This is a genomic window from Methylobacterium sp. WL1 (assembly GCF_008000895.1).
Classification (GTDB): domain Bacteria; phylum Pseudomonadota; class Alphaproteobacteria; order Rhizobiales; family Beijerinckiaceae; genus Methylobacterium.
Genome location: NZ_CP042823.1, coordinates 1,398,571 through 1,420,521, shown reverse-complemented (window position 1 = coordinate 1,420,521; position 21,951 = coordinate 1,398,571). Strand labels below are relative to the sequence as shown.

Here is a 21,951-nt window from a genome sequence, read left to right as displayed (position 1 = left end):
TGGCTGTGTCAAAACCCCGATAGTGGTAGCTTTCCTCTGCACGAGCGGAGGACGGCATGGGACGGTTTGTTGTCGGTGCCGAGCGCGATCAGACGACGCTGTTTCCGCCTTGCCTGGAAGACTGGATCGCTGAGGACAACCCTGTCCGTGTTGTCGATGCCTTCGTGGAGGCCCTGGAACTCGGCGCGCTCGGCTTTGCGGGCGTCGATGCGGCACGGACGGGTCGACCGGGCTACCATCCGGCCGCCCTGCTGAAGCTCTACGTCTACGGCTATCTCAACCGGGTCCCATCGAGCCGACGGCTGGAGCGCGAGGCGGGCCGCAACGTCGAGGTCATGTGGCTGACCGGCCAGCTGTCGCCCGATCATAAGACCATTGCCGAGTTCCGTCGGCAGAACGGCTCCGCCATCGGACGCGTCTGTGCCCGCTTTGTCGCCTTGTGCCGCACGATGGGCCTTCTGACGGGGACGTGCGTCGCGATCGACGGCTCGAAGTTCAAGGCGGTCAACAATCGCGACCGCAACTTCACGCAAGGCAAGCTCGACCGGCGTCGCCAGCAGATCGAGGAGAGCGTGTCACGCTACCTCTCGCAGCTCGACACGGCCGATCGTCAGGACCCCACGCCGGAACTGGCAGCCAAGGTGGAGCGGCTGAAGGAGAAGATCGCTCGACTCGGGCAGGAGATGGAGCGGCTGGCGGGGTTGGAGGAGCAGATGAAGGCGGCGCCCGACCGGCAGGTCTCGCTGACCGATCCCGATGCGCGATCGATGGCCACCAGCGGGCGTGGCTTGGGCGTGGTGGGCTATAACGTCCAGGTGGCGGTCGAGACCGAGCATCATCTGATCGTCGCACACGCGGTCACCAATGCCGGCTCGGACCGGGCGCAGCTCAGCGGCATGGCCGCACGGGCCAAAGAGGCTCTGGAGGCGGACACGCTCGATGCGGTGGCCGACCGGGGTTACTATTCGAGTGAACAGATCCTGGCCTGCGAACGCGCCGGCATCACCGTGACGCTGCCCCGGCCGATGACCTCGGGCGCGAAGGCGGCCGGGCGCTTCGGTAAGGAAGACTTCTTCTACCGTCGCCAAGACAACACCTACCTGTGTCCAGCGGGTCAGACGCTGTCCTATCGGCACACCTCGGTCGAGAATGGTTTGACGCTGCATCGTTACTGGACGAACGTCTGCCCGACCTGCCCGATGAAGGCGGACTGCACGACGGGCAAGGAGCGCCGGGTGACACGGTGGGAGCACGAGGACGTGCTGGAGGCCGTGCAGCGCCGGTTGGACGGCGATCCGCTGGCCATGCGGGTCCGGCGCGAGACGGTCGAGCACCCCTTTGGCACGCTGAAGGCGCGGATGGGGGCGACGCACTTCCTGACCAAGACCCTGCCGCGCGTCTCGACGGAGATGGCACTCCAGGTCCTGGCCTACAATCTGACGCGTGTTCTCAACATCCTGGGAAGCCGGAAGCTCTTGGCAGCCATCCCCGCCTGAGCAAGAGCCTTGGATCGCTCACTGAGGGACTGAAAAGCCGTCCAACAGCGCCTTCAACGCAAACGGATTGTCGCTCGACCACAAAAGCTCGCTCCAAGCGATGGAACGCCCATTCTCGCAAGAGTGGGGGGCACCCGAGCACAAAGCCCATTCCCGGCGTTTTGACACGGCCTGGGTCGTGAGCAGACTCTGGGCTTCACGCTGGGAAGATATGCAGCATCGTGCCGATCACGCCGAGCACACCCATACCGATCAGTGCCGCCGTGATGTATAGCCGCATCCAGCTCTCACTTTTGGTGGACGCACGACCGTCGTCGTCTGGATCTTCAAACCAATCTGTCACGTAGTTCTATCATATCTGGCAAGTTGATGAGCGGCCTATGTAAGCTGCGCGACGATGAGATGACCTTGGTATCTTCCTTCAACTTGCCTGTGGCCTTCGAGCGATCTGCTCGATCGGCTACGACGAGTTCGTCAGCGACATGACGACGTGCATAAAGCTCGCGAGACCCGCGCTCCGCACCGGGTGGAAGGGCTTGGCCTGAGCTTCGCAGTATCGTTTCAGGTGAAGGCTCGCCTCGTGGCTGACACAGCTCACGGGGAACACCGCTAGATCCGCTTGCCCAACCAGCCCCGCCAGGAGGCACAGGTTGTCCTCGATGCCGCCGTCGTGGTTGAGCAGCCTGCCGCCCTTAGCCTCCACAAAGCGGCGGAGATTGGCCACCTGACGCTGCCGACCGCCAACATAGAGGATGATCCGCCCGTCGAGCCGTCCTGATGCTCGGCCATCGGCAGTATCTATTCTCGGCTCATCCAGCGCCGCTTCGAGGGCAGCCAGTTCCCTTTCTGCGGCTGAGCGGCGGGCTATTTCCGCGGCGAGATCAGCGCTGAGGCGTTCGGCTGCGCCAGCCAGCACTGCAAGCCGCTCCTCCAACGCAGTCGCATGCGCAGTCTCCCGGGCCAGCCGCACCTCAAGGCCGCGCGTGGACGGCGGCTCGACAGCCGTAGTCGCCGGGATGAGGCGCTCAGTTTCGATCGCCTGGGTGCGCTTCCCGAGATCGTCGCGCTCGCGCATGAGCGCCATGATGCGCTCGTCCCGTGCTGCGAGCGCTTCATCACGTCGTCCCAACTCATCTTCGAGATGGCGCAGGCGGCGGATGTCGGCCCGGTTCGACTGACCGACGAGGTGGGAGAGCATATGCACCTCCCCAAAGATATCCTGCACCAGGGGCCAATCGGTCGCTGGATGGGTAATCGCCGCCCAGTAAGCGCCTGGGATCTCGCCGCGCTCCAGGGAGACTTTCCATAAGGCCCGTACCGCATCGGCTGTGCGGGCCTCGTCGAAGCGTTCGATCTCGCGCTCGTGCCGCCGGTCCAGCGTCTTCTGCAGCAGTCGACCACCGCCATCCTTGCGGCCGGCGATCTGGACGATCTCGCCGTGCAGCCGGTGCTCGCTGATCGTCCGCGCGTCAGCACGGCCGAGTTTGGCCAGGATCGCGCGAGCCTCGGCGTTGGTCAGGCAGGTGCCGACGATCGAGCAGTGCAGGTTCTCGGCAAGCTCCCAGATCCGATCGCGCGGCTTGTCAGCCGGGTCGACGGCGGGCGGCACGAATGGTGGGTGGCCGGCTGCCGCGAGAGCGCGCAGGGCAGGACCGTCGAGGTAGGCGTGGGGCGGCATCGGCGTCTCGGCAGGCGCTATATCCGTTCAGATACAGCACTCTGTCCAAAAACAACCGGCTTGCCTAGAGGGAGGCCGTGGGTGGCTCGTCGTTCGCGTTCCGTTCAGAGGCGACAATCCGGTCGAGGAATGGGGCTGCAACTCGATCAGCGGCACGCTCGATCGCGCGGTAGTGCGCGACCAGATCCGCTCCGAGGGTCGACAGGCGCGCGCCGCCTCCCGCCTTGCCACCGATCTGAGCCTCGACCACCGGCCGTCCGAAACCGCTGTTCATCGCCTCGACCAGCATCCAAGCCCGGCGGTAGGACATACCGAGCGCCCGCCCGGCGGCGGATATCGAGCCGTGCTCGGCGATCATCTCCAGGAGCTGCACCTTACCCGGACCGATGCGGTTGCCGGGTGCAACGTCGATACGGATGCTCAGGCTTGCCATCGGACCTTCTCAGACGCTCCAGCTTCGTCACAACGCGGCTTGAACGCGATCGTGCTGGGCAAGATCGAGCCCCTTTCCGACGCTGTATCTGGTTGTATATAGCCGGGTGACGGGACGGGTGCTTGCCCAGCCCCTGTCCATGCGCTCCTCGTTCTTCCAGGTCCAGACTATGTTCCAGTGCACCGGCTACGCTGCCCAGAGCGCCGAAACGCCGCTCGCGCCCTTCAGCTTCGAGCGTCGTGATCCTGGCGCATCCGACATCGAGATCGAGATCGTCTATTGCGGCGTCTGTCACTCAGACCTGCACACGGTCCGCGATGAGTGGGGCGGTACGCTCTACCCAAGCGTGCCCGGTCACGAGATCGTCGGTCGGGTCACCCGGGTCGGTGCCGAGGTCAAGACTTTCAAACCAGGCGATCTGGCGGGCGTCGGATGCATGGTCGCCTCCTGCCGCGAGTGCTCCAGCTGTCGCGAAGGCCTAGAGCAGTACTGCGAGCCGGGCTTTACCGGCACCTACAACGGTCCCGAGTCGCAGACCGGCGGCCATACCTTCGGGGGCTATTCGAGCCACATCGTCGTCGACAGTCACTTCGTCCTGCGCATCCCGGAAAACCTCGATCTCGCCGGCGTCGCCCCGCTGCTGTGTGCCGGCATCACGACCTACTCGCCGCTGCGCCACTGGAAAGTCGGGCCGGGTCAGAAGGTCGGTATCGTGGGTCTTGGCGGACTCGGGCACATGGGCCTGAAGCTCGCTCACGCCATGGGTGCGCAGGTGACGCTGTTCACGACCTCGCCGGGGAAGGAAGCCGACGCCAAGCGGCTCGGGGCCGACGCGGTGGTGATCTCCAAGGATGCCGACGCCATGGCCGCCCAGGGCGAGAGCTTCGACTTCATCCTCGATACGGTCGCGGCCGAGCACGACATCAACGCCTACCTCGCCCTGCTCAAGCGTGACGCCACGCTGGTTCAGGTCGGGGCGCCCGAGAAACCCCTGCCGATGCAGGTGTTCAGCGTGATCTGGCGGCGGCGCAACTTCGCCGGATCCCTGATCGGCGGCATCGCTGAGACGCAGGAAATGCTCGATTTCTGCTCCGAACATGGCATCACCTCGGACATCGAGATGATCCCGATCGACCAGATCGAGACCGCCTACGCCCGCATGCTCAAGAGCGACGTGAAATACCGCTTCGTCATCGATATGGCATCGCTTCCGAAAGCGGCTTGAGCCATCCCCAGCCCGACATCCACCGCAGCCCCCTCAAGGACCGTATCCGCATGCGCAGCCTGATCCGCTCCGGCCTCGTTGCCGCCCTGCTCCTCGCTGCCGGCGTGGCGCAGGCGGCCGACACCGCGACCGTGTTTGCTGCCGCGAGCCTCAAGAATGCCCTGGACGATGCTGGCAAGGCGTTCAGCGCGCAGACCGGCGTCGAACTCAAGGCGAGCTATGCAGCGTCATCGGCGCTCGCCCGCCAGATCGAGGCGGGTGCGCCTGCTGACCTGTTCGCCTCGGCCGACCTCGAATGGATGGACTACCTCGCCAAGAAGAACCTCATCCGTCCGAACACCCGAGTGAGCCTACTCGGCAACCGCCTGGTCCTGATCGCGCCACGCGATGCGAAGGAGAGCGCAGTCGCCTTCACCCCGGAGGCGTTCTCAGCAGCGCTGGGTCCGGATGGTCGGCTCGCCACGGGCGAGGTCAATTCGGTGCCGATCGGCAAGTACGCCAAGGTCGCCTTCGAGAAGCTCGGCCTCTGGAGCGCGGTCCAGCCTCGCCTCGCACCGAGCGACAACGTGCGCGCTGCCCTGTTGCTGGTCTCGCGCGGCGAGGTCCCGCTCGGTGTCGTCTACGAAAGCGATGCCCGCTCCGATCCTGGCGTGAAGGTCGTAGGCGTATTCCCAGCGGACAGCCACCCGCCGGTCGTGTACCCGTTCGCCGTCACCACGGACGCGAAGGGCGAGGGTGCGCAGCGCTTTCTGGACTACCTCCAGAGCGCGGCGGCTAAGCCCTTCTTCGAGGCCCAGGGCTTCAGCGTCATCGAGGGCGGCAAGCAGTGACCGGTCCCGTATCGGGCTCAGTAGGAAGGCGAATCTCGTGAAGATCAGCGCACGCAACGTCATCAAGGGCACGGTGGTCTCGGTCGACAAGGGCGCCACCACGGCGCACGTCAAAATCGAGATCAGCCCCGGCCAAGTGGTCACCTCCTCCATCACCAACGAGGCGGTCGACAGCTTGAAGCTCGTGGTCGGTGGCCAGGCCTACGCGGTGGTGAAGGCCTCCGACGTCATGATCGCGGTCGACTGACGATGATCATCTCCCGCGCTATCCTCACTGCCGGACTGGTAGCCATCTTGGTCACTTCGGCTACGGCCGAGGACGCACCGGCCTGTGCGAGCTTCGCATGGTCGATAGCGCGGGAGCAGACCGCATTCGCTGCGCCGAGCCTGTCCACCCTGGCGTCCGGATCGGCTTTGTCGAGCGAGGCTGGCGCGGCGCAGCTGACCCTGAAGCCTGCTGCGGAGATCGCGCTACCCGTCCCGTCCGAGAGACCGGCGAAGCCCGATACGTTCTCAGGCTTCGTGACGGCCACGGTACCGGCTGCGGGTACCTATCAGGTGACGCTCTCGGACGAGGCCTGGATCGATGTCAGCCAGGATGGCCGGTCGACCCTGAAGCCTGCGGCCCACAGCGGCAAGACGGGCTGCCCGGGCGTGCGTAAGAGCGTGCGTTTCGCTCTCGATGCCGGCCCGGTGACGATCGAGATCAGCCGCGCAGCAGGCCCACAGATCAAGTTCGACCTCCTCAAAGCCGAGTAGCCATGCGATGGCGCAACGAATCCTTCACGGTTCGCTGATCGGTCCGAGTTCGTGGCGGGCGAGGATCGCCTGACCTTTCTCGGAGACGAGGAAAAGCGCGAGCCGCATTGCGTCCGGATTGTCGGTCAGCGGCGCCATGCCGTAGGTCGCCGGCACGGATAGGTTCGGCGGCAGTTGGATTAGGCTGAGGCCTGGAGCCTCCTTCATCGTGCCGCTTTGGCCGCTGCAGTAGTACAACAGGGCGTCGGCGTTGTTGCCCAGAAACACCGTCGCGCTGGGGCTACGCCCGGCCACCGGTACCATCGTGTTCGGCGAACCGAGTAGCTTCAACGCCTTTCTGTCCAGCGTCGCCTTGGCACCGGGGTGGACGGCCTCGGCCAGGTCGAACACGGCTTGAGCGTAGTCGCCGCCTGGATCAGCGCCGGGCGTCGAGGTCGCTAGGCGCAGATTGGGCATGAGCAGGCGGTCGAGGAGATTGTCGGGGGTCAGGCCGAGGTCGGCACGGGCGAGTACGCACAGCTTGTTGCGGGCAAACGGCACGACGGCTTTCGCCTTGCCAGCCTCCGCGAGTCGGCGCGGCCCAGCGAGATCGGCCGAGAGGTAGAGATCCGCCGTCTCGCCACCTTCGAGACGTTGGCGCAGCAGCCCTGCAGGTCCGAAGGTCGGGGCGGCCACCGCTTCGGCAGGCATGCCGGCGGCGGCGATCACGTCCTTGAGCGCAGCCACCAGACTACCGGCGGCGTAGACCCGCACTGGTTCCGCTCGTGCAGCGGACACGTGCACCAGAGCCAGGGCACCGAGGAGTGCAGCGCGGCTGAGGAGGCGGGTGGGAAGCGAATAGCGCGCGAGGGACAACAGCAGCTCCAGATGATGCGGCGTCGTTATGTCCGAACGGATATAGCCGAGATATGACCAACGTCATCCCCGCAGTGAAGGCGCGCGCGCGACCACCGGCTCAGCCCTCAGTTTCGAAATCACCCGGCTGCGGTGGGGCTATCGGCGTGAACAGGGTCCGGTCAGGCTTGAGGTCGAGGAGCGGCGTCCCATCGAGGCAGTCGAGGCCGCGTACCGTCAGGATGTTGCCCTCGATCGCGACGAGCGTGGCAATCGATGTGCCTATCGGGTTCGGTCGCACCGGCGAGCGCAACGCGAAGGTGCCCCGCGTCGTGCAATCGTTGGCCGGGCTCTGGTGCACGAGGTCACGTCGGGACGCATTGAGCCAGTACAACACCTCGATCCGAGCGAAGGCCTCCAGTCCGTCAAGAGCTGCAACCCAAGGCTCGAACACTTCGATGCGGCAGGATGGACCGTCCAGACGACCTTGCCGTGGGCAAGCGAGACGATCGGTCCAGGGCGTGTGGATACGGCCGATGTAGACCAATCCAGCATCATCGGCCGCGGGCGCGGCGACTGCAACTTCGCCGGCTCTGATTTCATTGAGGCGCACCATGGAAAGCCTTCTCCCATGGACGCCCGACCCAGGCCACTGGGCTAACGCCAGCACCGCAACGCCAAACTACACTGGCGGGATGTCCGATTGCGAGATCCTCGGCCATGGGCCGGCGCTCGCGGTGTCCAGCTCCCTCGCAACGCACCGACCCTCACACGACCGCCCCGCCAAGGCTTCACGTGTGGGTGGCAGGGAACTAGCCTGCGCCCGCCTGTCGTCACGTACTCACCCCGCTGCACGCCGTGCAGTGTCGCGAACGCTTCGGGCGCGCAGGCAGGAGAGGTGGCCTTCATAGCCATTCCACGCGGGTGTCATCCACAGGCAGCCATCAGCAAGGCCGGAACTCGCCGATGCCGCCGTCGTTGACCCCTCAGATTGGATCTGTTCTAATTCGCAACAGAGCGGGTCGACCGTCAGATAGGAGCACCGATATGGCCAGCGCGCACTGCGACAGCTGCAAGTTCTTCGACGAGCACCAGGGCAATGGCGCCGCCGCACAGGGCGATGCCGGTCTGTGCCGTTTCAACCCGCCTGTGAGCCAGCCGGCGCCGGAGTCGAAGGGGCTGTGGCCGGTGGTCTCGTCCGAGGACTGGTGTGGACACTTCACCGCAGAGATGACTGCGGCCGAGTAAACCGTTCTCGTCGCATCCCCCAGGGGAAAGCAGGGCCAGCCTCCGGGCTGGCCTTTTTTATTGCCGTATTGTCATGGCTGCGGATCGGCAGAGCCGATCGGAGGCTCAGTACGAGGCGGGATTTCACACCGGCTAGCGTCCATTCAGACCGCCAAGGTCCAGCGCAGCCGTTCCAATAAGCAAGCTCCATTGAAACTCAACGCTAAGTAGCGTGAGCGACCATGTCGGCAATTCGACCGGATTTCCGACGGGTCGTCCCAACCTTCAGGAGCCCGACCAGACCAGCTCACATTTTGTCGTGAAAATATGTCGGACTTTCAAACGCCGGTAAAACGCTCGGTCAGGCGTGTATGTCTTCTTCGAGCCACGGTTTGCCAGAAACCGGACGGGCAGCTTTCGGACGGCATCAGCCGCGTTGGCAGGCGCCGGTGAACGGCCGGGTTGGGTGGTTTTCTGCCGGTCGGCTTTCGAGCGACAACGCATATGAGCGGACCAAGACTGGCGCCCTCTCCAAGGAAAAGCCCTACAAAGACTGATGAGCAAGGCTGCGCCGCTTGCCTCCCCCGAGGCCCGGATCAGGAAGAAGGGAAAGCGTACGGCTTACCTGATCGCCGTCTATCAGAAACGCCAGCCTGTGCGCGTCTACGCCGTCATGGATGTGTCTGCGGCCCTCGCTGTCGCGCAGGTCACCGCCTTCGCGACTGACGCTATAAAGGTCGAGATTGTCGGTAGCCTGTCGCGCAATCTTGCGCGGCAATTCGGTCTCGCGCCCGGTCAGATCCGCTTGGTCTGATCGCCTCGGAGCGTTCTACGAGAGTACAAAGCCGGAAAGAGCGTAGACCAACGCCCCCACGAGGGCCGCGGCGGGCATCGTGATCACCCAGGCCACGACGATGCCCTGCGCTACGTTCCATCGCACCGCCGAGACCCTGCGCGCTGCGCCCACACCGATGATCGCTCCCGTGATGGTGTGAGTGGTCGAGACCGGGATCCCGAATGCCGTCGCGGCGAAGAGAGTGAGCGCTCCCCCGGTTTCGGCGCAGAAGCCCTGCATGGGCGACAGCCGCGTGATCTTCGAACCCATCGTGTGCACGATGCGCCAGCCGCCGAGCAGCGTGCCCAGCGCCATTGCGGACTGGCAGGACAGGACCACCCAGAGCGGCACGTGGAACGCGCCACTCTCCTGCCCATGGGCGTAGAGCAGCACGGCGATGATCCCCATGGTCTTCTGCGCATCGTTGCCGCCATGACCGAGGGAGTAGAGCGAGGCGGAGACGAACTGCAGCTTGCGGAACGTTCCATCGACCGCGGACGGCGTGGACCGGACGAACAGCCAGGACACGATCAGCACGAGAAGCAGCGCCAGCACGAAGCCGAGGGCGGGCGACAGAACGATGGCCGCACTCGTTGTGAGGACCCCCGGCCAGACCACCGCCCCGAGACCCGCCTTGGCGATGCCGGCACCGAGCAACCCGCCGATGAGCGCGTGCGAGCTAGAGGACGGGATGCCGAGATACCACGTCAGCAGGTTCCACGTTATGGCGCCGCCGAGTGCCCCGAGGATGACCCGGTCGTCCACCACCGCGACATCCACGATGCCGGAGCCCACCGTCCCGGCCACGTGCAACCCGAAAACGAGGAAGGCGATGAAGTTGAAGAAGGCCGCCCAGAAGACGGCGTAGCGGGGGGCGAGCACCCGCGTCGAGACGATGGTCGCGATGGAGTTCGCCGCGTCGTGCAGGCCGTTCAGGAAATCGAAGAACAGCGCGACGGCGATGAGACAGATCAGGATTGTCACGGCGGCGGCTCAGACGTGCTCGACCACGATGCTACTGATCTGGTTCGCGACGTCCTCGAACCGGTCCATGACCTTTTCGAGATGGTCGTAGAGTTCGGACCCCACCACGAAGGCCATTGGATCCTGGCGGGAGGCCCGGAACAAGGCCTTGAGGCCCGCTTCCTGCAGATCGTCCGCGCGGTCCTCCAACTGGATGACACGCTCGGTCAGGGCGTTGAGGGCGGTGGCGTTCTCGTTGAGCGAGCGCAGCTTCGGCAAGGCCTCGGCGACCACTGAAGCGGCCTCTTGGATGACGACGCCCATCTCACGCATCTCGGGCTCGAAGCGCGTGACCTCGAAGAGGCGGACCGCCTTGGCCATCTTGAGCATCTGGTCGATGGCGTCGTCGAGGGAGCCGACGAGTTCCTGGATGTCGCTGCGGTCGAACGGCGTGATGAAGGTGCGGCGCACCGCCTGGAGCGCTTCCTGCGTGATGGCGTCGGCCTTGTCCTCATGCGCGGCGATGGCTTCGCAGGCCAGTGCGAGATCCTGTGTGCCGTCCAGCAAACTCCGAAGCGCCGCCGCACCATCGACCAGTGTCACAGCATGTCGTTCGAAGAGATCGAAGAACCGATCCTCCTTCGGCATCAGCGCGCGGAACCAACCCAGCATGCCGCGCTCTCGTCGACGGAGGGAAACGCAAAACCTTAGCCGGAATAATAATTGTGTCCGAGGACAGTTCCGCGACGGTTGCGCTGGCGACGGATTATTCGGCTGGGTCGTACCGTAACGTGCCGGCCCGGCGGGTCGGCTGACCCGTGTCGCTCGTGAGGTTGACGCCGTCCATCACGGGCACCTTAGAGAAATCGAACGGGCTGACGCCGTCCAGGCAGGCCACGTTAACGGCAAAGAGGATCTGGTTCGAGCGCCGTTGGTGATGGGTGTAGATCCCGCAGCGGGAACAGAAGGAGTGCTGCGCGGACCGGGTGTGGAAGTGATAGCTCGTCAGCGCCTCCTCGCCCTCACAGATCGAGATCCCGCCCGCCTCCGCCATGGCGACGACGGCGCCGCGCATCCGGCAGTAGGAGCAGGTACAGCGCCAGATCGAGCGGAAGCCGTCGATGAGGGTCACGTTGAAGCGCACCGCGCCGCAATGGCAGCGCCCGGTCGACTGGGTCATGGCGTCGGCCTCGTGGCGGTGTGGAGCTTGCCCGGCAGCCGGGGTGCGAGGGCGAGCATCAGCGGGACGACCGCCACCGCCGTGGCGGCAGCAGCCATCGAGGCCCAGTGCGGCCCGACGGCATCGCCGAGGGGACCGTACAGCAGCGGCGTCGCGACGGCGCTGCCCCCAAGAGTACACGTATAGAAGACTGCGAAGGCCCGCTCGACTTGTCCGTTGGGCGCGAGTTCCGGCACCGTCCCGTAGAGGACAGACGAGGTGCCGTTCAGCATCAGGCCGAGCAGCGGCAGCACGACGAGGGCGGGGGTCAGCGGCAGGGCGACGACGGCCAGGATCGCCGCTGCCGTGCCTATCTCGGTCGCGATCACGCAGCGCGTCACGCCGATCCGCTCGCCGAGCCGGCCGAAGACGGCCTTGCCCAGCGCGCCGCCGACGGCGACCAAGGCGAAGGCGACACCCACAAGCGACAGCCCCGCCCCCTTCGCCTGGAGCAGGAAGGGCAGGAAGATGAGGAAGGCCGGGCGTGCGGCATTGTCGAGCATGCCGATGGCCACGAGGAGGCCGAAGCCCGTTCCCCCGGTTTGATCCCTCGCCCCCGCTGCAGCGAGCGCCTTCACCGGGCGGTCGGCCTGCGCGGCGGGCACACGCGGGAGCAGGACGGCTACGACGAGCGCGACGACGAAGCCGCCGCCGGCCATCAACCACAAGACCGGCCGCCAATCGGCGCGGGCGAGGAGGAAGCCGACGAGTGGCGGCAGGGCCGCCTTCCCGAGATCGCCCGTGAAGTTGTAGGTGCCGAGTGGGCCGCGGGCGGCGGTCCCGTAGGCGCGGGCAATGACCGCGGAGGCGAGAGGGTGCTGCGTGCTGCTGCCGGCTCCCGACAGAACAAGGGCGATGCACAGGCCGACAAGCCCGCCCGAGGCACCGGCAAGGCCGTAGCCCCCTGCGCCGAGCAGCGTACCAAGGGTGAGCACGGTGCGCACGCCGAACCGGTGAGCGAGCGCGGCCGCAGGCATTTGCAGCCCGGCCAGTGCCCCAACATAGAGCGAGCGCAGCACCGCGAGGGCGATGTAGCCGAGCCCGAACTCCGCCTGCCAGACCGGCAGGAGCACGTAGATCATGTCGGTGTAGCCGTCGTGGAGGGCGTGGTTGAAGCCGACTACGAAGAGAGAGCGCTTGGCCTCTCGCGCTGTCTGGATAGAGCCGGTCTCCGGGTCGAAGGTCGCAACCGAGGATGTCTGAGGGTGGGTGAGCATGGCCGGGAGGATGATCCCCTCACCGCGTCGCGACAAATGCCTTATGCTGACGCTCACGTGAGGAAAGCTGACGCATGCATCGCCGTCTGCCGCCGCTCAACGCGGTGAAGGCCTTCGAGGCTGCCGGCCGGCATGCCAGCTTCACCCTGGCGGCGGAGGAGCTGCGCGTCACCCACGGGGCGGTCAGCCGACACGTGAAGACGCTGGAGGCGTGGCTCGGAACTCCGCTGTTCGAGCGGCACAACCGGCGCGTGGTCCTGACCGAGGCGGGACGGAGCTACCTTCCCGAGATCGGCGCAGCCCTCGACCGCATGGCCCTCGCCACCGCCCGACAGGTGGAGCGTGGACAAGCGCAGATTTTGCACGTGAACGCCTTGGCGACCTTCACGTTGCGCTGGCTGATCCCGCGTCTTTCCGTCTTCCAGCGCACCAATCCCGCCGTCGAAATCCGGCTCACGACCTCCAACGTGCCGCTCACCCAGATCATCGAGCCCTTCGACATTGCGATCCGGGGGGGACCGGACGCCCGGCCGGGCTTCGTCGGACGTCCGTTCCTGGCCGAGCGGCGCATTCCCGTCTGTAGCCCGGCTCTGCGGCAGCACGGGCCGCTGGCGGAGCCTACCGACCTTACCAGACATACGCTCCTGCACTCAGCGACCCTGCCCGACGTGTGGCCGCACTGGTTGCAGGCGGCTGGCGTCCCGCACTTGAAGCCACGGGCGTCGGTGACGCTGGAGCACTTCTACCTGACGCTTCAGGCGGCGCTGGATGGGCTCGGTGTGGCGATGGGGCCGGAACGCTTGATCGCCGACGACGTCGCAGCGGGCCGGTTAATCCTGCCGTTCGACGGCCCCGCTTTACCAGCCCGCAGCTACCACACCTATGTCCCGGAGGCGCGCGCCGACCAAGCCGTAATCCGTGCCTTCTGCGACTGGCTCTCGGTTGCCGCCTGAGTGGCGTGACCATCTCCATTCTTTAGAGGCCTGCAAGGGATGTCCGCTTACGGGCGCGATAGATCTCGATCTAAACGACAGATTTGGGTCGGTAGGAGCCTATCCGCATTTCCGGCGCTGCTTCCCCGAAGCGGGCCGGCGGCTTTCGGTCATGACAAGACATTGAATGTGTGTCGGACATTTTGTCCGAAACACCCTGACCAGTGCGATTTTGTCCGCGGGTCCGGCGAGGGCTGACGCATTGCCGTGCGGGTATACCCGGGGGGCGGCTACCCCGAGATGCAGATGCCCCTTAACTCGAGCATGCTCATTCGATCAGAGTTGACCTCGATCGTTGGTGTATCATTATAAGCAACGTCCGATGCATAGTGCGATACAGTTCAAGCATGATCTCCGGCCGCTTCATCTCTTACCTGCGTGTCAGTACCGATCGGCAGGGTCGATCTGGGCTCGGCCTGGAAGCGCAACGCTCGGCCGTCACAGACTTTCTGAACGGAGGGGCTTGGACCCTGATCGCCGAGGTGGTCGAGATCGAAAGCGGTGCAAACAGTGAGCGGCCGGAGCTGGCCCGCGCGCTGGCCTTGTGCCGTGCGCACCGCGCAACGCTCGTGGTCGCCAAGCTCGATCGGCTGGCCCGCGACGCTCATTTCCTTCTGGGCCTAAGCAAGGCGGGCGTCGATTTCGTCGCCTGTGACATGCCGTCGGCGAACCGGATGACCGTCGGCATCATGGCTGTGGTCGCCGAGGAAGAGCGTCGGATGATCTCCGCCCGTACGAAGGCTGCTCTCGCTGCCGCTAAAGCGAGAGGGCAAAAACTCGGCGGCTTCCGGGGCCGGGCAGGCACGGCTGCGGACACCGCTAAGGCTCGTGCTGTCCGCGGACGCAATGCCAACGCTCAAGCTGAGGCTCTCGCGCCAATCCTAATACGCCTCGATCCAACAGGTGCAGCGTCACTGCGCGCTGTTGCCGTCTTATTGGAGTGCGAAGGGGTTCCGACGCCCAGCGGAAGCGGTAAATGGACGCCAACGGCCGTAAGGAGGCTGCGAAGCCGCCTTGAGCTCAATAGAGGATTAGGCGCCTCAGCCAGCCAAGTCGTATAGCCGGCTGATCACAGCGGCCCCCCTCCCCTCACCTATTCGACATTTTGCGGGAGTGCTGCCCAACTCCTTGCTTTTTGACGCAGTACATCTGCTTGATGCCGCCCAGTTTCTCGCAAACACCTACTATACAGATCTTCTTGTGTTTAGTCTGTCTGATCTGTCTGATGACTAAACATCAATATCAGACAGCGTGTCTTATTTGACTTGACGTGCGATTTGTTTTATTTGTTGGGCGTTCGGAAAATTGGTCTTGTTAGTTTAAAGGGAGCGAGCAATGATGCCATTTCTTAAGAGGCATAGTAATGGAACATTCTACATACATTGGGTCGAGGGCAGGCGTAGCCGTAGAAAAACAACTAAGCTGCGGGATGACCGCCGTGCCGTGATCTATTTCGCTAATTGGGTGCTGGACGAATGGGCGGCTCTGCCATTCGTTCCACCGAAAAGTCGATTCGCGCGTATGAGCGCTATCTGGGCAAGCCTACAGCCGAGGTTTGACGAGGAGCGCCGAGCTGAGTGCCGTACGATCGCACAGCGTCAGGCCGAACGTCGTGCTGGCCAGACGATCGCGCTTTAACACCGCACTTGCGCGAAGCGCCTAAAGGTTGCCGGTAGGATTTGTGCGGCTCCGGCGCTTTTCGGACGAGGGCGCGCAAGACATTTTGTCTGATAATCAGTTTCCTGGGCCAAGCTATCTAGCTAGCAATTGATTCAGTCGAATAGACCGCTGCTTGGAAATTCATTTTCGGCGTCGAGACGTTCGAGGAGCGCCTGGGCTTTCGCCCGAAGTGCAGCTAGCTCGGCCTGCTGCGGGGTCGACGGGCGCGGCGCCTCGTTCATCAAGCCCTTGAGCCATCGGCGCGCCTCACGGTTGCGGTGCGTACGCGCTCGCTCGCTCGCGCTGCCAGGCTTGTGGGTCCGATGCCAGTCCTCATGGCTAGCACGTTCCGCCGGCGTCATAGTCGCCCACCGTGCGCGCTTCTCGCGCCGCTTCCAGGCCTTGTAGGCGTCGCTGCGCGGCTTGCCGGTCGGTAAGCCAGCAGGATACCCGGGCGTATGCCAGCCGGCCGCGCCGTCGCCGCGCGGCGTGGCTCCTCCGTGCAGCTTGCAACGCGTGCGACCTTTGGCAGGCATCTGCCGGCAGGGCTCGCCGGTGGACTTAGCGATCGCACCGCAGATCGGGTGCAGGTGCCGTTCGGCGTTAAACCGCCGCAGCGCGGCGTTCGCGATCGCGCGGAACTCGGCTGAGTATGACCAAGCGGTTGCCTTCCTCGGCTTGCCGCTTGTGGTTGGCGAACGTCGCTTCATGGCACGACCTCATGAGGTATGGCGGTAACCCCGCCGACTCGCCGGCAAGTGGATATTTTGTCCGCTGGTCCCCGGAGCGCCCCATAGTTCGCGGCGGCCCACCGCTTCCGCATGGCCCTGCTCCTTCGAATCGAGGTGACCGCTATGGCGTCGACCTAGCGCCGGGTCTCAAAGGCGAAGTTGCACAGACCAACAGATAGGTTGGCGCTTGTGCGCCGGCAGCCCAAATGGGCCATGCACACGGTGTGTTCGAAATCAGGGACAAACAGGCTCTAAGCATTGACCGCGGCGATCATGGCCGACCATACCCTCGCCAAATGGGGGTTTGGGGTGTTTGGGGGGGTGATTTTAACCCTGTACGAGAAACTGTCGCTGCCTCTTTCCGCGTGATGATCATAGTAGACCCCCAAAACCCCCATAACCCCCATGGTTAGGATGCCGCCCGTCATTGTGGAGCGCTCGTGGCAGGATTGATCGTGCAGAGCGAGAAGCGGTTGCCGTGGCTACCGTCGATCTTCATCTCGATGCGCAAGCTGTCGACCACGCGCCCACTGATGCGTGCCAGCCATTTGCCGAGGCGCCGGCTACAGATCGCGCCGCCGTCGCCGGCCTGTCGCAGCAGCAGGTCGCGGAATTCTGGCCTCAGAAATTCCTGCTGATTGGGATGGAGGCTGCTGGAGGGCGCCTTCTCGCACGCGGACTTAATGATGGCGTTCGTAGTGAAGCCGCTCGACAGTTCCAAGTGCTCCTGCCAGTGACCGAATAGTTCGCGGATGGCGGACAGTTCGGGGTCCTCCTCGCGCGCCGTATCCATGCTCGCGCACGGGTCCTGCTGGCCGAGCCAGATCAGCGGCGCGCGCACCGCCTCGGTCCAGGCCTCGTAGCTGCCGACCGGGCCGCACACCTTTGGTGCGCCCGCGGCACGGTAGGCCCTGATGATCGTGAGCACCGCCGCGACGTACCGGCCGCGATCGATCATCACCCTGTCTATCGGGTCGAAGTCAAAATCGCGCAGCTCGGGGCGCTCGGCCTTGGTGTCCAGGGTGCAGAGCACAGTGCGCCGGGTCATGTCGCCGACCAGGATCAGGCCGTTGCCGGTGGCGAACACCGTCGCGCGGCACTCCAGCTCGGGCGCCTCGCTCTTGCCGAGGATCCGGACCCGCACGAGCGGCCGTTCGGTGAGCTGGCACAACATGTCGCCACCAAGCTCACCGTTGACGTTATCGATCGACACGATCGGCACCGCCTCGCGCAGGAGCGCGCCGAGCCGCTTCTCGGTCTCCTCCTCGGTTTTGCCGGCTGCGATCACCGGGCAGCGCCGTCCGGTGGCGATGGTGCTGGCGAGGTCTACAAGGTAGCTCTTGCCCGTGCCCGGCGTGGAGGCGCGGATCGCGTGGAGGGGGGCGGTGGGCAGCACGCTGCGCACCAGCGCCGTGAGGATGCAGGAAAGCGCCACGGCGCGGTCGATCAGCCCGACGAACGGGAAGCCGATCAACAAGTCTTCCAGGAGCTTCAGCGCCTGCTCGGCCTCCTCCCGGCTCGGACGCTCTGGCACCGCTGGCATCCGAAAGCTCGGATCGAGAAAGAGGAACAGCCGGGTCTCAGGATCGTAGCCCGGTTTGTCGAGGATCGTGCCGTCCGCGCGCAGGGTCGGCGTGTTGATGACGCCCGCGATCGGGTACAGCTGCCAATCGCCGTCGCGCGCGAGCAGCGCGTTCATTACCTCAGCGGGTGGGTTGATCGTCACCCAGTCCTTGGACCGCCTGTCGAAGCGCTGGTAGCGCGCGACCTGCGCGACCTTGTCGGCGAGGCTGGCCACGCACATCAGCTTGAGGCGCGCCACCGTCGTCCGGCGTCCCTTCGCTGCGGGAATGGTCTCAATCACCGGCCGGACGAGGCTGCCGGAGCGGGTGAAGATAGGCACGTCCGCCGAGTGGATCGCCTGCTCGGTTTCGGTGACGACGCGCGGCACTTCGCCGTTGACGACATCGATCGTAGGGAGGTCGTCGAGCCCATCTTCTCCGTCTGCGGTAGAAGGTCCGCTGCGGCGCCCCTCACGGCTCTGCATGGGCGCCCCGGAGCGTGCTTTGCTCTCAGAAAACACGCGCGGCTTGGCGGCGCCGGAGGTCAGCCCGCTCTCGATCGTCGCGAGGGCAGCGCGCTGGCCGTCGCCCTGGACGAGGCCGCTAGCAACCGCGGCGTCGTAGAGGCGACGCGTGGCCGTGCCGGCGTCGAAGCGACCGGCGCCGACGAGGGTGCCGAGCTTGAACGCAGCAGTGTTCAACGCCTCGTTGCGCTGGCCCCGCGGCGCCTGGGCGACGGCGGCGCACTCTTCCTCGACAGCACGAAGGATGTAGCTGTCGGGCACGTCGCCGTTGATTGCGCGGGAGCGACCTCCGTTCGATCGCGCGTCGGGCTCATGCTCAGGCGCGACTTCGGCGCGGGTCGCTTCTTTCGGTGCAGATGTCGGCTCCACCTTCCTGAGCAGGTCGAGCAGCCAGTCTGGGCTACACGCGAACTGGAATTCGTGCTCGAGCTGCGCGAGGCGGTACCCCCGGCCGTCCGCCCTCCGGCTCGGTGCAGCGATGATGTAGCCGCCACTTCCGCGCACGTCGATGCCAGGTGGCAGGGCGCCGCGGCTGTTGGTGATGGTGAAGCCCTCCGGGTACGCGAAAAGTAGGTGGAGGCCCCCGCTGGGGGTGGTGTGCGTATGGGTCGTGGGCACATCGCCGTGCGCCGCGGTTACCCACTCCCAGGCCGCGACCCCGTCCGGGTCACCCGGCTCCTTCGGCAGGTCTAGGTCGATGGCGAACACGCCGGACTCAGGACCCGTGCGCAGGCCGATCATGGCGTGCGGGTGCTTAACCCACCACGTCCGGATCTGCGCCTCGTCGCGCGTCGCCTTGTAGAGGCCGCCGGTCTTGGGGATCGGGTTGCCGTTCGCGTCCTTGTCCTGCGGGACCAGCGGCCGCTTAGTCGCTGGGTTGCAGGGGAGCACCGGGATCCCGTGGCGGGCATAGACGAGGGCGTGCTCGACCATGCTGACGCTATGATCGGAGGGGCGGGCATTCACTGCGCCGTCTCCCTCACGCTGACGAGGAGGAGCGCGGCGTTCGGGTTCTCAGCCCTCACCATTCCGACCCATTCGAGTTCGCGCTCGGGGCGGGTCTCGATGACGAGGCCGTTCGATCCGAACGCGATAGGGGCCTTAACCGCCTCCTCATAGGCAATCTTCAGGGGGGCGGCGGCAACGATCACGATGACTCGAGATCGGGCGATCAGGCGGCGGACCGATTTCCGATGGAAGCCGGCCGGCCCCATCGCTGTGTGCATGTCGTCCCCGATGATCGCGATGAAGGGCTTGGTTTTGGGAACTTCAAACCGGCCGGCCCGCTGGGGTATCGTCGCCCAGGCGACGCCGTGGTCGCGCACGGCCAGTAGGATCGGGCGCATGTGGTCCGGCGCGAGCGCGAGCGCGGTGTTGAGCCGGAAGCGCGGCAAATCGGCGTGGAAGGCGCCGCTCATCGGTCGCCCCTAACCTGCTGCAGTCGCAGGGGCAGCGTGACGTGGCTGGCCGTCACAATGGCGTCCTCATCAAGGCTGCGGACCACTCCGGCGGCCTCGACGATCTCGTCGCAAATCCCCTCCCCGACGTGGTTCGCGCTGCCGCGGAGGAAGTTGGCAAAGCCCAGAACGGACACGTTCTGTCTGGCGCGCCTGTGCTTGAGGAGGCGCATACGGTCAGCGGCCTCGCCGCAAGCGGAGGTGGGCACCTGCCCAGGCGTTTCATTCTTCATCATCGGAGGGCCATGCGCGCTGCATTGGATCGCTTCGCCCGTGCAGCGGCGCCGCGGTTACCTGGCCTCCAAGACTCAGCATTTTCGACGAGGCTTAAGACACCCGCAGTCTCGACGACGACCCGGCCGGCGAGGCGCTTGAGCTTCAGCCGACCTTCCGATGCCAGGCGATAAATCGTCGTGCGAGAAAGCCCTGTGACATCGCCGGCTACATCCATGCGTAGGTGCGGCCGCTTCTGCCACGGGATGGTGTCAAGGCGTTCCGAAGGCTTTTTTGTCAGGCTGGTCATAGTGATCTGCCATGTCTGATCTGTCGGACGACATGACCATAAGCGGCAGACGCGAACGCCGGGAGCTGACAAAAATTAAGTTATTGTGCGGTAAGCAAAAATCGGGAAAATCAAGATTTGGGACTGTCCTCTGCGCGGCGCTTTATGCCCCTCCGGGCACGCGTGTATTCCTGTTTGACCGCGAGCACATCGCGGTGCCCCTCTTGAGCTGCGATGCTTTGCGCAAATCCGCGTTGTCCCGTGCATTGGTGGAGAACGACGATGCGTTTCAGGGCAACGCCATCCTTCACAGGTGGCCGACCACGCTTGACCTCTCGCCACTCGTAGACCGGCTTCGGCGGCCCGAAGAGTTCGACGATTTCACCAGTGATCGGGCTAATGATCCGACCAGGTTCCCTGAGGCGCTTGATGTAGCGCTTCAGCCGGATCGGCTTCGGCTCGATCAGCGGTAACGGCAAAGCCTTCGAACGCCCGACGGGCCGACCGAGGATCTTCCCGTTGGTGGTTATCTTGGTCTTCGCGCGTTTCCGCTGTTGATTCATGCCGCGGCGCCATCGACGGAGCGCAGCGCAGCGGCAGTGCTCGGTGCCAGGGGCGTGACGGCTCGGCGTGCGATCTCCTCGGTCGCCTCGACGATGTAGGCGGAGTAGTGGTCCTCGATCATCTGCACGCTGGTGTCGTGCAGCGCCGCGACGAGCCTCACCGGCACGCCGGCGCTCAGCGCCCGTACGATCGAGCTATGGCGCAGGCACAGCATGACTGTCCCAGGAGGCGCCCCTGCGCGGGTCCGGGCCCTGTCCCATAGGCGCAGAGCTGCCGAGGCCGTGGCCCACGGCCCTCGATCGACACGCTCCCAGGTGACGGGCCCGACTTGTCGATGCCGCCAGTGCAACAAGAGCGGCTCGTGCCCCCGACGGCCGGCAATGGCGACTTGGAGCCGCTCGATTACGTCGGCCCCGACCGGCACGGCGATCGGCGTCGGGCGCTTGCCGGCGCGTCCCTTGTTCGAGGGTGGCACCATGATCCGACCACGCGCGGTCTGCACGTCGCCGACAGTGATTCGCGCGACCTGCGAGTGGCGAGCGCCCGTGGCCGCCATGACCAGTACGAGCCGCCCGAAATCACAGGTCTCGTCGACGATGAAGGCCGCGTCGATAAGGCGGCGGATCTCGGCATCAGGCAGGACCTGCTTGCGCGCGCTCGATCCTGCTGAATTCGCCTTCGTGCCAGCACGTATCTCGGCGGCGAGCGTGGCCGGCAGCACGCGACGGTGGTGTTCCGCAGCTGCATTGAGCGCGGCGCGCAAGTCGTTCAGCAGCCGGTTGACGGTGGTGGGTTGCAACTCGCCCGATAGGCGCTGTCGCCAAGCCCGGACGGTCCCCGCATTGAGCTTCGCTAGGTCCGTATCGGCGAAGACCTGATCATAGAGGACGTGCTTGCCGAGGCGCTTCTCGGCGTCCCTCCCCGCCGCTGGAGCACGCGCTGAGCGGGCGGCGACATAAGCTTCGACTGCGGTGCGGACGCTTGGGACCTGGGTATCATCCCCCTCCCCTTCGCCGTCGAGACGACGTACCTGAGCGCGCGCCCATTCGATGGCTGCCGTCACCGCAGCCGGGTACGAGAGGGCGTCTGGATCCGATCCAGGGTCGTCAGCCTGGGCGAGGCGTTGCTCGACGCGGTTCCCATCAATCACCAGCTTGACGATCCAAGCGCCAGGTCCTCGCGCAGGCTTGCGGTAGCCCAGGCTGACCCCACCCCGCCCTCCTGAAACACCCTGCCAGCGTGGA

24 protein-coding genes are annotated in these 21,951 nt (G+C 65.3%); 9 read left to right on the top strand and 15 right to left on the bottom strand.

The window, feature by feature from the left end; genetic code table 11:
* Positions 1 to 56: 56 nt before the first annotated feature.
* A complete protein-coding gene (locus FVA80_RS07210) occupies positions 57 to 1,496 on the top strand; it encodes an IS1182 family transposase (protein WP_147907661.1) in 1,440 nt (479 codons plus the stop codon).
* Between the two features lie 196 nt (positions 1,497 to 1,692).
* Here FVA80_RS07210 and FVA80_RS30345 read toward each other — a convergent pair whose 3' ends face one another.
* From FVA80_RS30345 to FVA80_RS07200, 3 genes are all read right to left on the bottom strand, one after another.
* Positions 1,693 to 1,839 (bottom strand): hypothetical protein, encoded by a 147-nt coding sequence (locus tag FVA80_RS30345; RefSeq protein WP_187193609.1) that lies wholly within the window; start codon positions 1,837 to 1,839, stop codon positions 1,693 to 1,695.
* Between the two features lie 117 nt (positions 1,840 to 1,956).
* On the bottom strand, positions 1,957 to 3,174 hold the full coding sequence (locus tag FVA80_RS07205; RefSeq protein WP_147907660.1) for a DUF2325 domain-containing protein: 1,218 nt from the start codon (positions 3,172 to 3,174) through the stop codon (positions 1,957 to 1,959).
* A 64-nt stretch (positions 3,175 to 3,238) separates the two neighbouring features.
* Positions 3,239 to 3,607: a winged helix-turn-helix domain-containing protein gene (locus FVA80_RS07200; RefSeq protein WP_147907659.1), complete on the bottom strand. Its 369-nt coding sequence runs from the start codon at positions 3,605 to 3,607 to the stop codon at positions 3,239 to 3,241.
* Positions 3,608 to 3,776: 169 nt separating this feature from the next.
* Here FVA80_RS07200 and FVA80_RS07195 point away from each other — a divergent pair, with 169 nt between their 5' ends.
* From FVA80_RS07195 to FVA80_RS07180, 4 genes are read left to right on the top strand one after another with little or no spacing between them, the layout of a single operon-like run.
* Positions 3,777 to 4,832, top strand: a complete 1,056-nt coding sequence (locus FVA80_RS07195) for an NAD(P)-dependent alcohol dehydrogenase (protein WP_147907682.1) — start codon at positions 3,777 to 3,779, stop codon at positions 4,830 to 4,832.
* Between the two features lie 50 nt (positions 4,833 to 4,882).
* Positions 4,883 to 5,662: a molybdate ABC transporter substrate-binding protein gene (gene modA / locus FVA80_RS07190; protein ID WP_147907681.1), complete on the top strand. Its 780-nt coding sequence runs from the start codon at positions 4,883 to 4,885 to the stop codon at positions 5,660 to 5,662.
* A 37-nt stretch (positions 5,663 to 5,699) separates the two neighbouring features.
* Positions 5,700 to 5,909: a molybdopterin-binding protein gene (locus FVA80_RS07185; RefSeq protein ID WP_147907658.1), complete on the top strand. Its 210-nt coding sequence runs from the start codon at positions 5,700 to 5,702 to the stop codon at positions 5,907 to 5,909.
* Positions 5,910 to 5,956: 47 nt separating this feature from the next.
* Positions 5,957 to 6,421, top strand: a complete 465-nt coding sequence (locus FVA80_RS07180; RefSeq protein ID WP_147907657.1) for a hypothetical protein — start codon at positions 5,957 to 5,959, stop codon at positions 6,419 to 6,421.
* 24 nt (positions 6,422 to 6,445) lie between these two features.
* Here the strand turns inward: FVA80_RS07180 and FVA80_RS07175 are convergent, their stop codons facing one another.
* Both FVA80_RS07175 and tsaA read right to left on the bottom strand, forming a co-directional pair.
* Positions 6,446 to 7,276, bottom strand: a complete 831-nt coding sequence (locus tag FVA80_RS07175) for a substrate-binding domain-containing protein (protein WP_187193608.1) — start codon at positions 7,274 to 7,276, stop codon at positions 6,446 to 6,448.
* Positions 7,277 to 7,376: 100 nt separating this feature from the next.
* On the bottom strand, positions 7,377 to 7,871 hold the full coding sequence (tsaA, locus tag FVA80_RS07170) for a tRNA (N6-threonylcarbamoyladenosine(37)-N6)-methyltransferase TrmO (protein ID WP_147907655.1): 495 nt from the start codon (positions 7,869 to 7,871) through the stop codon (positions 7,377 to 7,379).
* Positions 7,872 to 8,302: 431 nt separating this feature from the next.
* Here tsaA and FVA80_RS07165 point away from each other — a divergent pair, with 431 nt between their 5' ends.
* The gene (locus tag FVA80_RS07165; RefSeq protein WP_147907654.1) at positions 8,303 to 8,503 is read left to right on the top strand and encodes a hypothetical protein; all 201 of its coding nucleotides are present in this window, start codon (positions 8,303 to 8,305) and stop codon (positions 8,501 to 8,503) included.
* A gap of 535 nt (positions 8,504 to 9,038) precedes the next feature.
* Positions 9,039 to 9,296, top strand: coding sequence for a hypothetical protein (locus FVA80_RS07160; RefSeq protein ID WP_147907653.1), 258 nt, complete (start codon positions 9,039 to 9,041; stop codon positions 9,294 to 9,296).
* Between the two features lie 15 nt (positions 9,297 to 9,311).
* On the opposite strand, the gene FVA80_RS07155 is transcribed toward FVA80_RS07160, so the two are convergent.
* The 4 genes from FVA80_RS07155 to FVA80_RS07140 form a co-directional block, all read right to left on the bottom strand.
* Positions 9,312 to 10,301, bottom strand: a complete 990-nt coding sequence (locus FVA80_RS07155) for an inorganic phosphate transporter (RefSeq protein WP_147907652.1) — start codon at positions 10,299 to 10,301, stop codon at positions 9,312 to 9,314.
* 9 nt (positions 10,302 to 10,310) lie between these two features.
* Positions 10,311 to 10,952, bottom strand: a complete 642-nt coding sequence (locus FVA80_RS07150) for a DUF47 domain-containing protein (RefSeq protein ID WP_147907651.1) — start codon at positions 10,950 to 10,952, stop codon at positions 10,311 to 10,313.
* Positions 10,953 to 11,046: 94 nt separating this feature from the next.
* Positions 11,047 to 11,460: a GFA family protein gene (locus FVA80_RS07145; RefSeq protein WP_147907650.1), complete on the bottom strand. Its 414-nt coding sequence runs from the start codon at positions 11,458 to 11,460 to the stop codon at positions 11,047 to 11,049.
* Positions 11,457 to 12,716: an MFS transporter gene (locus tag FVA80_RS07140; RefSeq protein WP_147907649.1), complete on the bottom strand. Its 1,260-nt coding sequence runs from the start codon at positions 12,714 to 12,716 to the stop codon at positions 11,457 to 11,459. Before FVA80_RS07140 ends, FVA80_RS07145 begins: the two co-directional genes overlap by 4 nt.
* 74 nt (positions 12,717 to 12,790) lie before the next feature.
* Here FVA80_RS07140 and gcvA point away from each other — a divergent pair, with 74 nt between their 5' ends.
* Entirely contained in the window at positions 12,791 to 13,669 is an 879-nt protein-coding gene (gene gcvA, locus FVA80_RS07135) for a transcriptional regulator GcvA (protein WP_147907648.1), read from the top strand.
* Between the two features lie 386 nt (positions 13,670 to 14,055).
* Positions 14,056 to 14,769, top strand: coding sequence for a recombinase family protein (locus FVA80_RS07130; RefSeq protein ID WP_147907647.1), 714 nt, complete (start codon positions 14,056 to 14,058; stop codon positions 14,767 to 14,769).
* Positions 14,770 to 15,480: 711 nt separating this feature from the next.
* On the opposite strand, the gene FVA80_RS07125 is transcribed toward FVA80_RS07130, so the two are convergent.
* The 6 genes from FVA80_RS07125 to FVA80_RS07100 all read right to left on the bottom strand — a co-directional run bounded on the left by FVA80_RS07125 (position 15,481) and on the right by FVA80_RS07100 (position 21,770).
* Positions 15,481 to 16,077 (bottom strand): HGGxSTG domain-containing protein, encoded by a 597-nt coding sequence (locus tag FVA80_RS07125; RefSeq protein ID WP_147907646.1) that lies wholly within the window; start codon positions 16,075 to 16,077, stop codon positions 15,481 to 15,483.
* Between the two features lie 445 nt (positions 16,078 to 16,522).
* A complete protein-coding gene (locus tag FVA80_RS31070; protein WP_246692301.1) occupies positions 16,523 to 19,117 on the bottom strand; it encodes a bifunctional DNA primase/polymerase in 2,595 nt (864 codons plus the stop codon).
* A gap of 29 nt (positions 19,118 to 19,146) precedes the next feature.
* Positions 19,147 to 19,602 carry a hypothetical protein gene (locus FVA80_RS07115; RefSeq protein WP_147907645.1) on the bottom strand — a complete coding sequence of 152 codons (456 nt, stop codon included), beginning with the start codon at positions 19,600 to 19,602 and terminating at the stop codon, positions 19,147 to 19,149.
* Positions 19,599 to 19,814, bottom strand: coding sequence for a hypothetical protein (locus FVA80_RS07110; RefSeq protein WP_147907644.1), 216 nt, complete (start codon positions 19,812 to 19,814; stop codon positions 19,599 to 19,601). The genes FVA80_RS07115 and FVA80_RS07110 overlap by 4 nt, the downstream gene beginning before the upstream one ends.
* Positions 19,815 to 20,274: 460 nt before the next feature.
* Complete coding sequence (locus tag FVA80_RS07105) at positions 20,275 to 20,706, bottom strand: hypothetical protein (RefSeq protein ID WP_147907643.1); 432 nt, start codon at positions 20,704 to 20,706, stop codon at positions 20,275 to 20,277.
* Positions 20,703 to 21,770 carry a tyrosine-type recombinase/integrase gene (locus tag FVA80_RS07100; RefSeq protein WP_246692300.1) on the bottom strand — a complete coding sequence of 356 codons (1,068 nt, stop codon included), beginning with the start codon at positions 21,768 to 21,770 and terminating at the stop codon, positions 20,703 to 20,705. The genes FVA80_RS07105 and FVA80_RS07100 overlap by 4 nt, the downstream gene beginning before the upstream one ends.
* Positions 21,771 to 21,951: the final 181 nt, after the last annotated feature.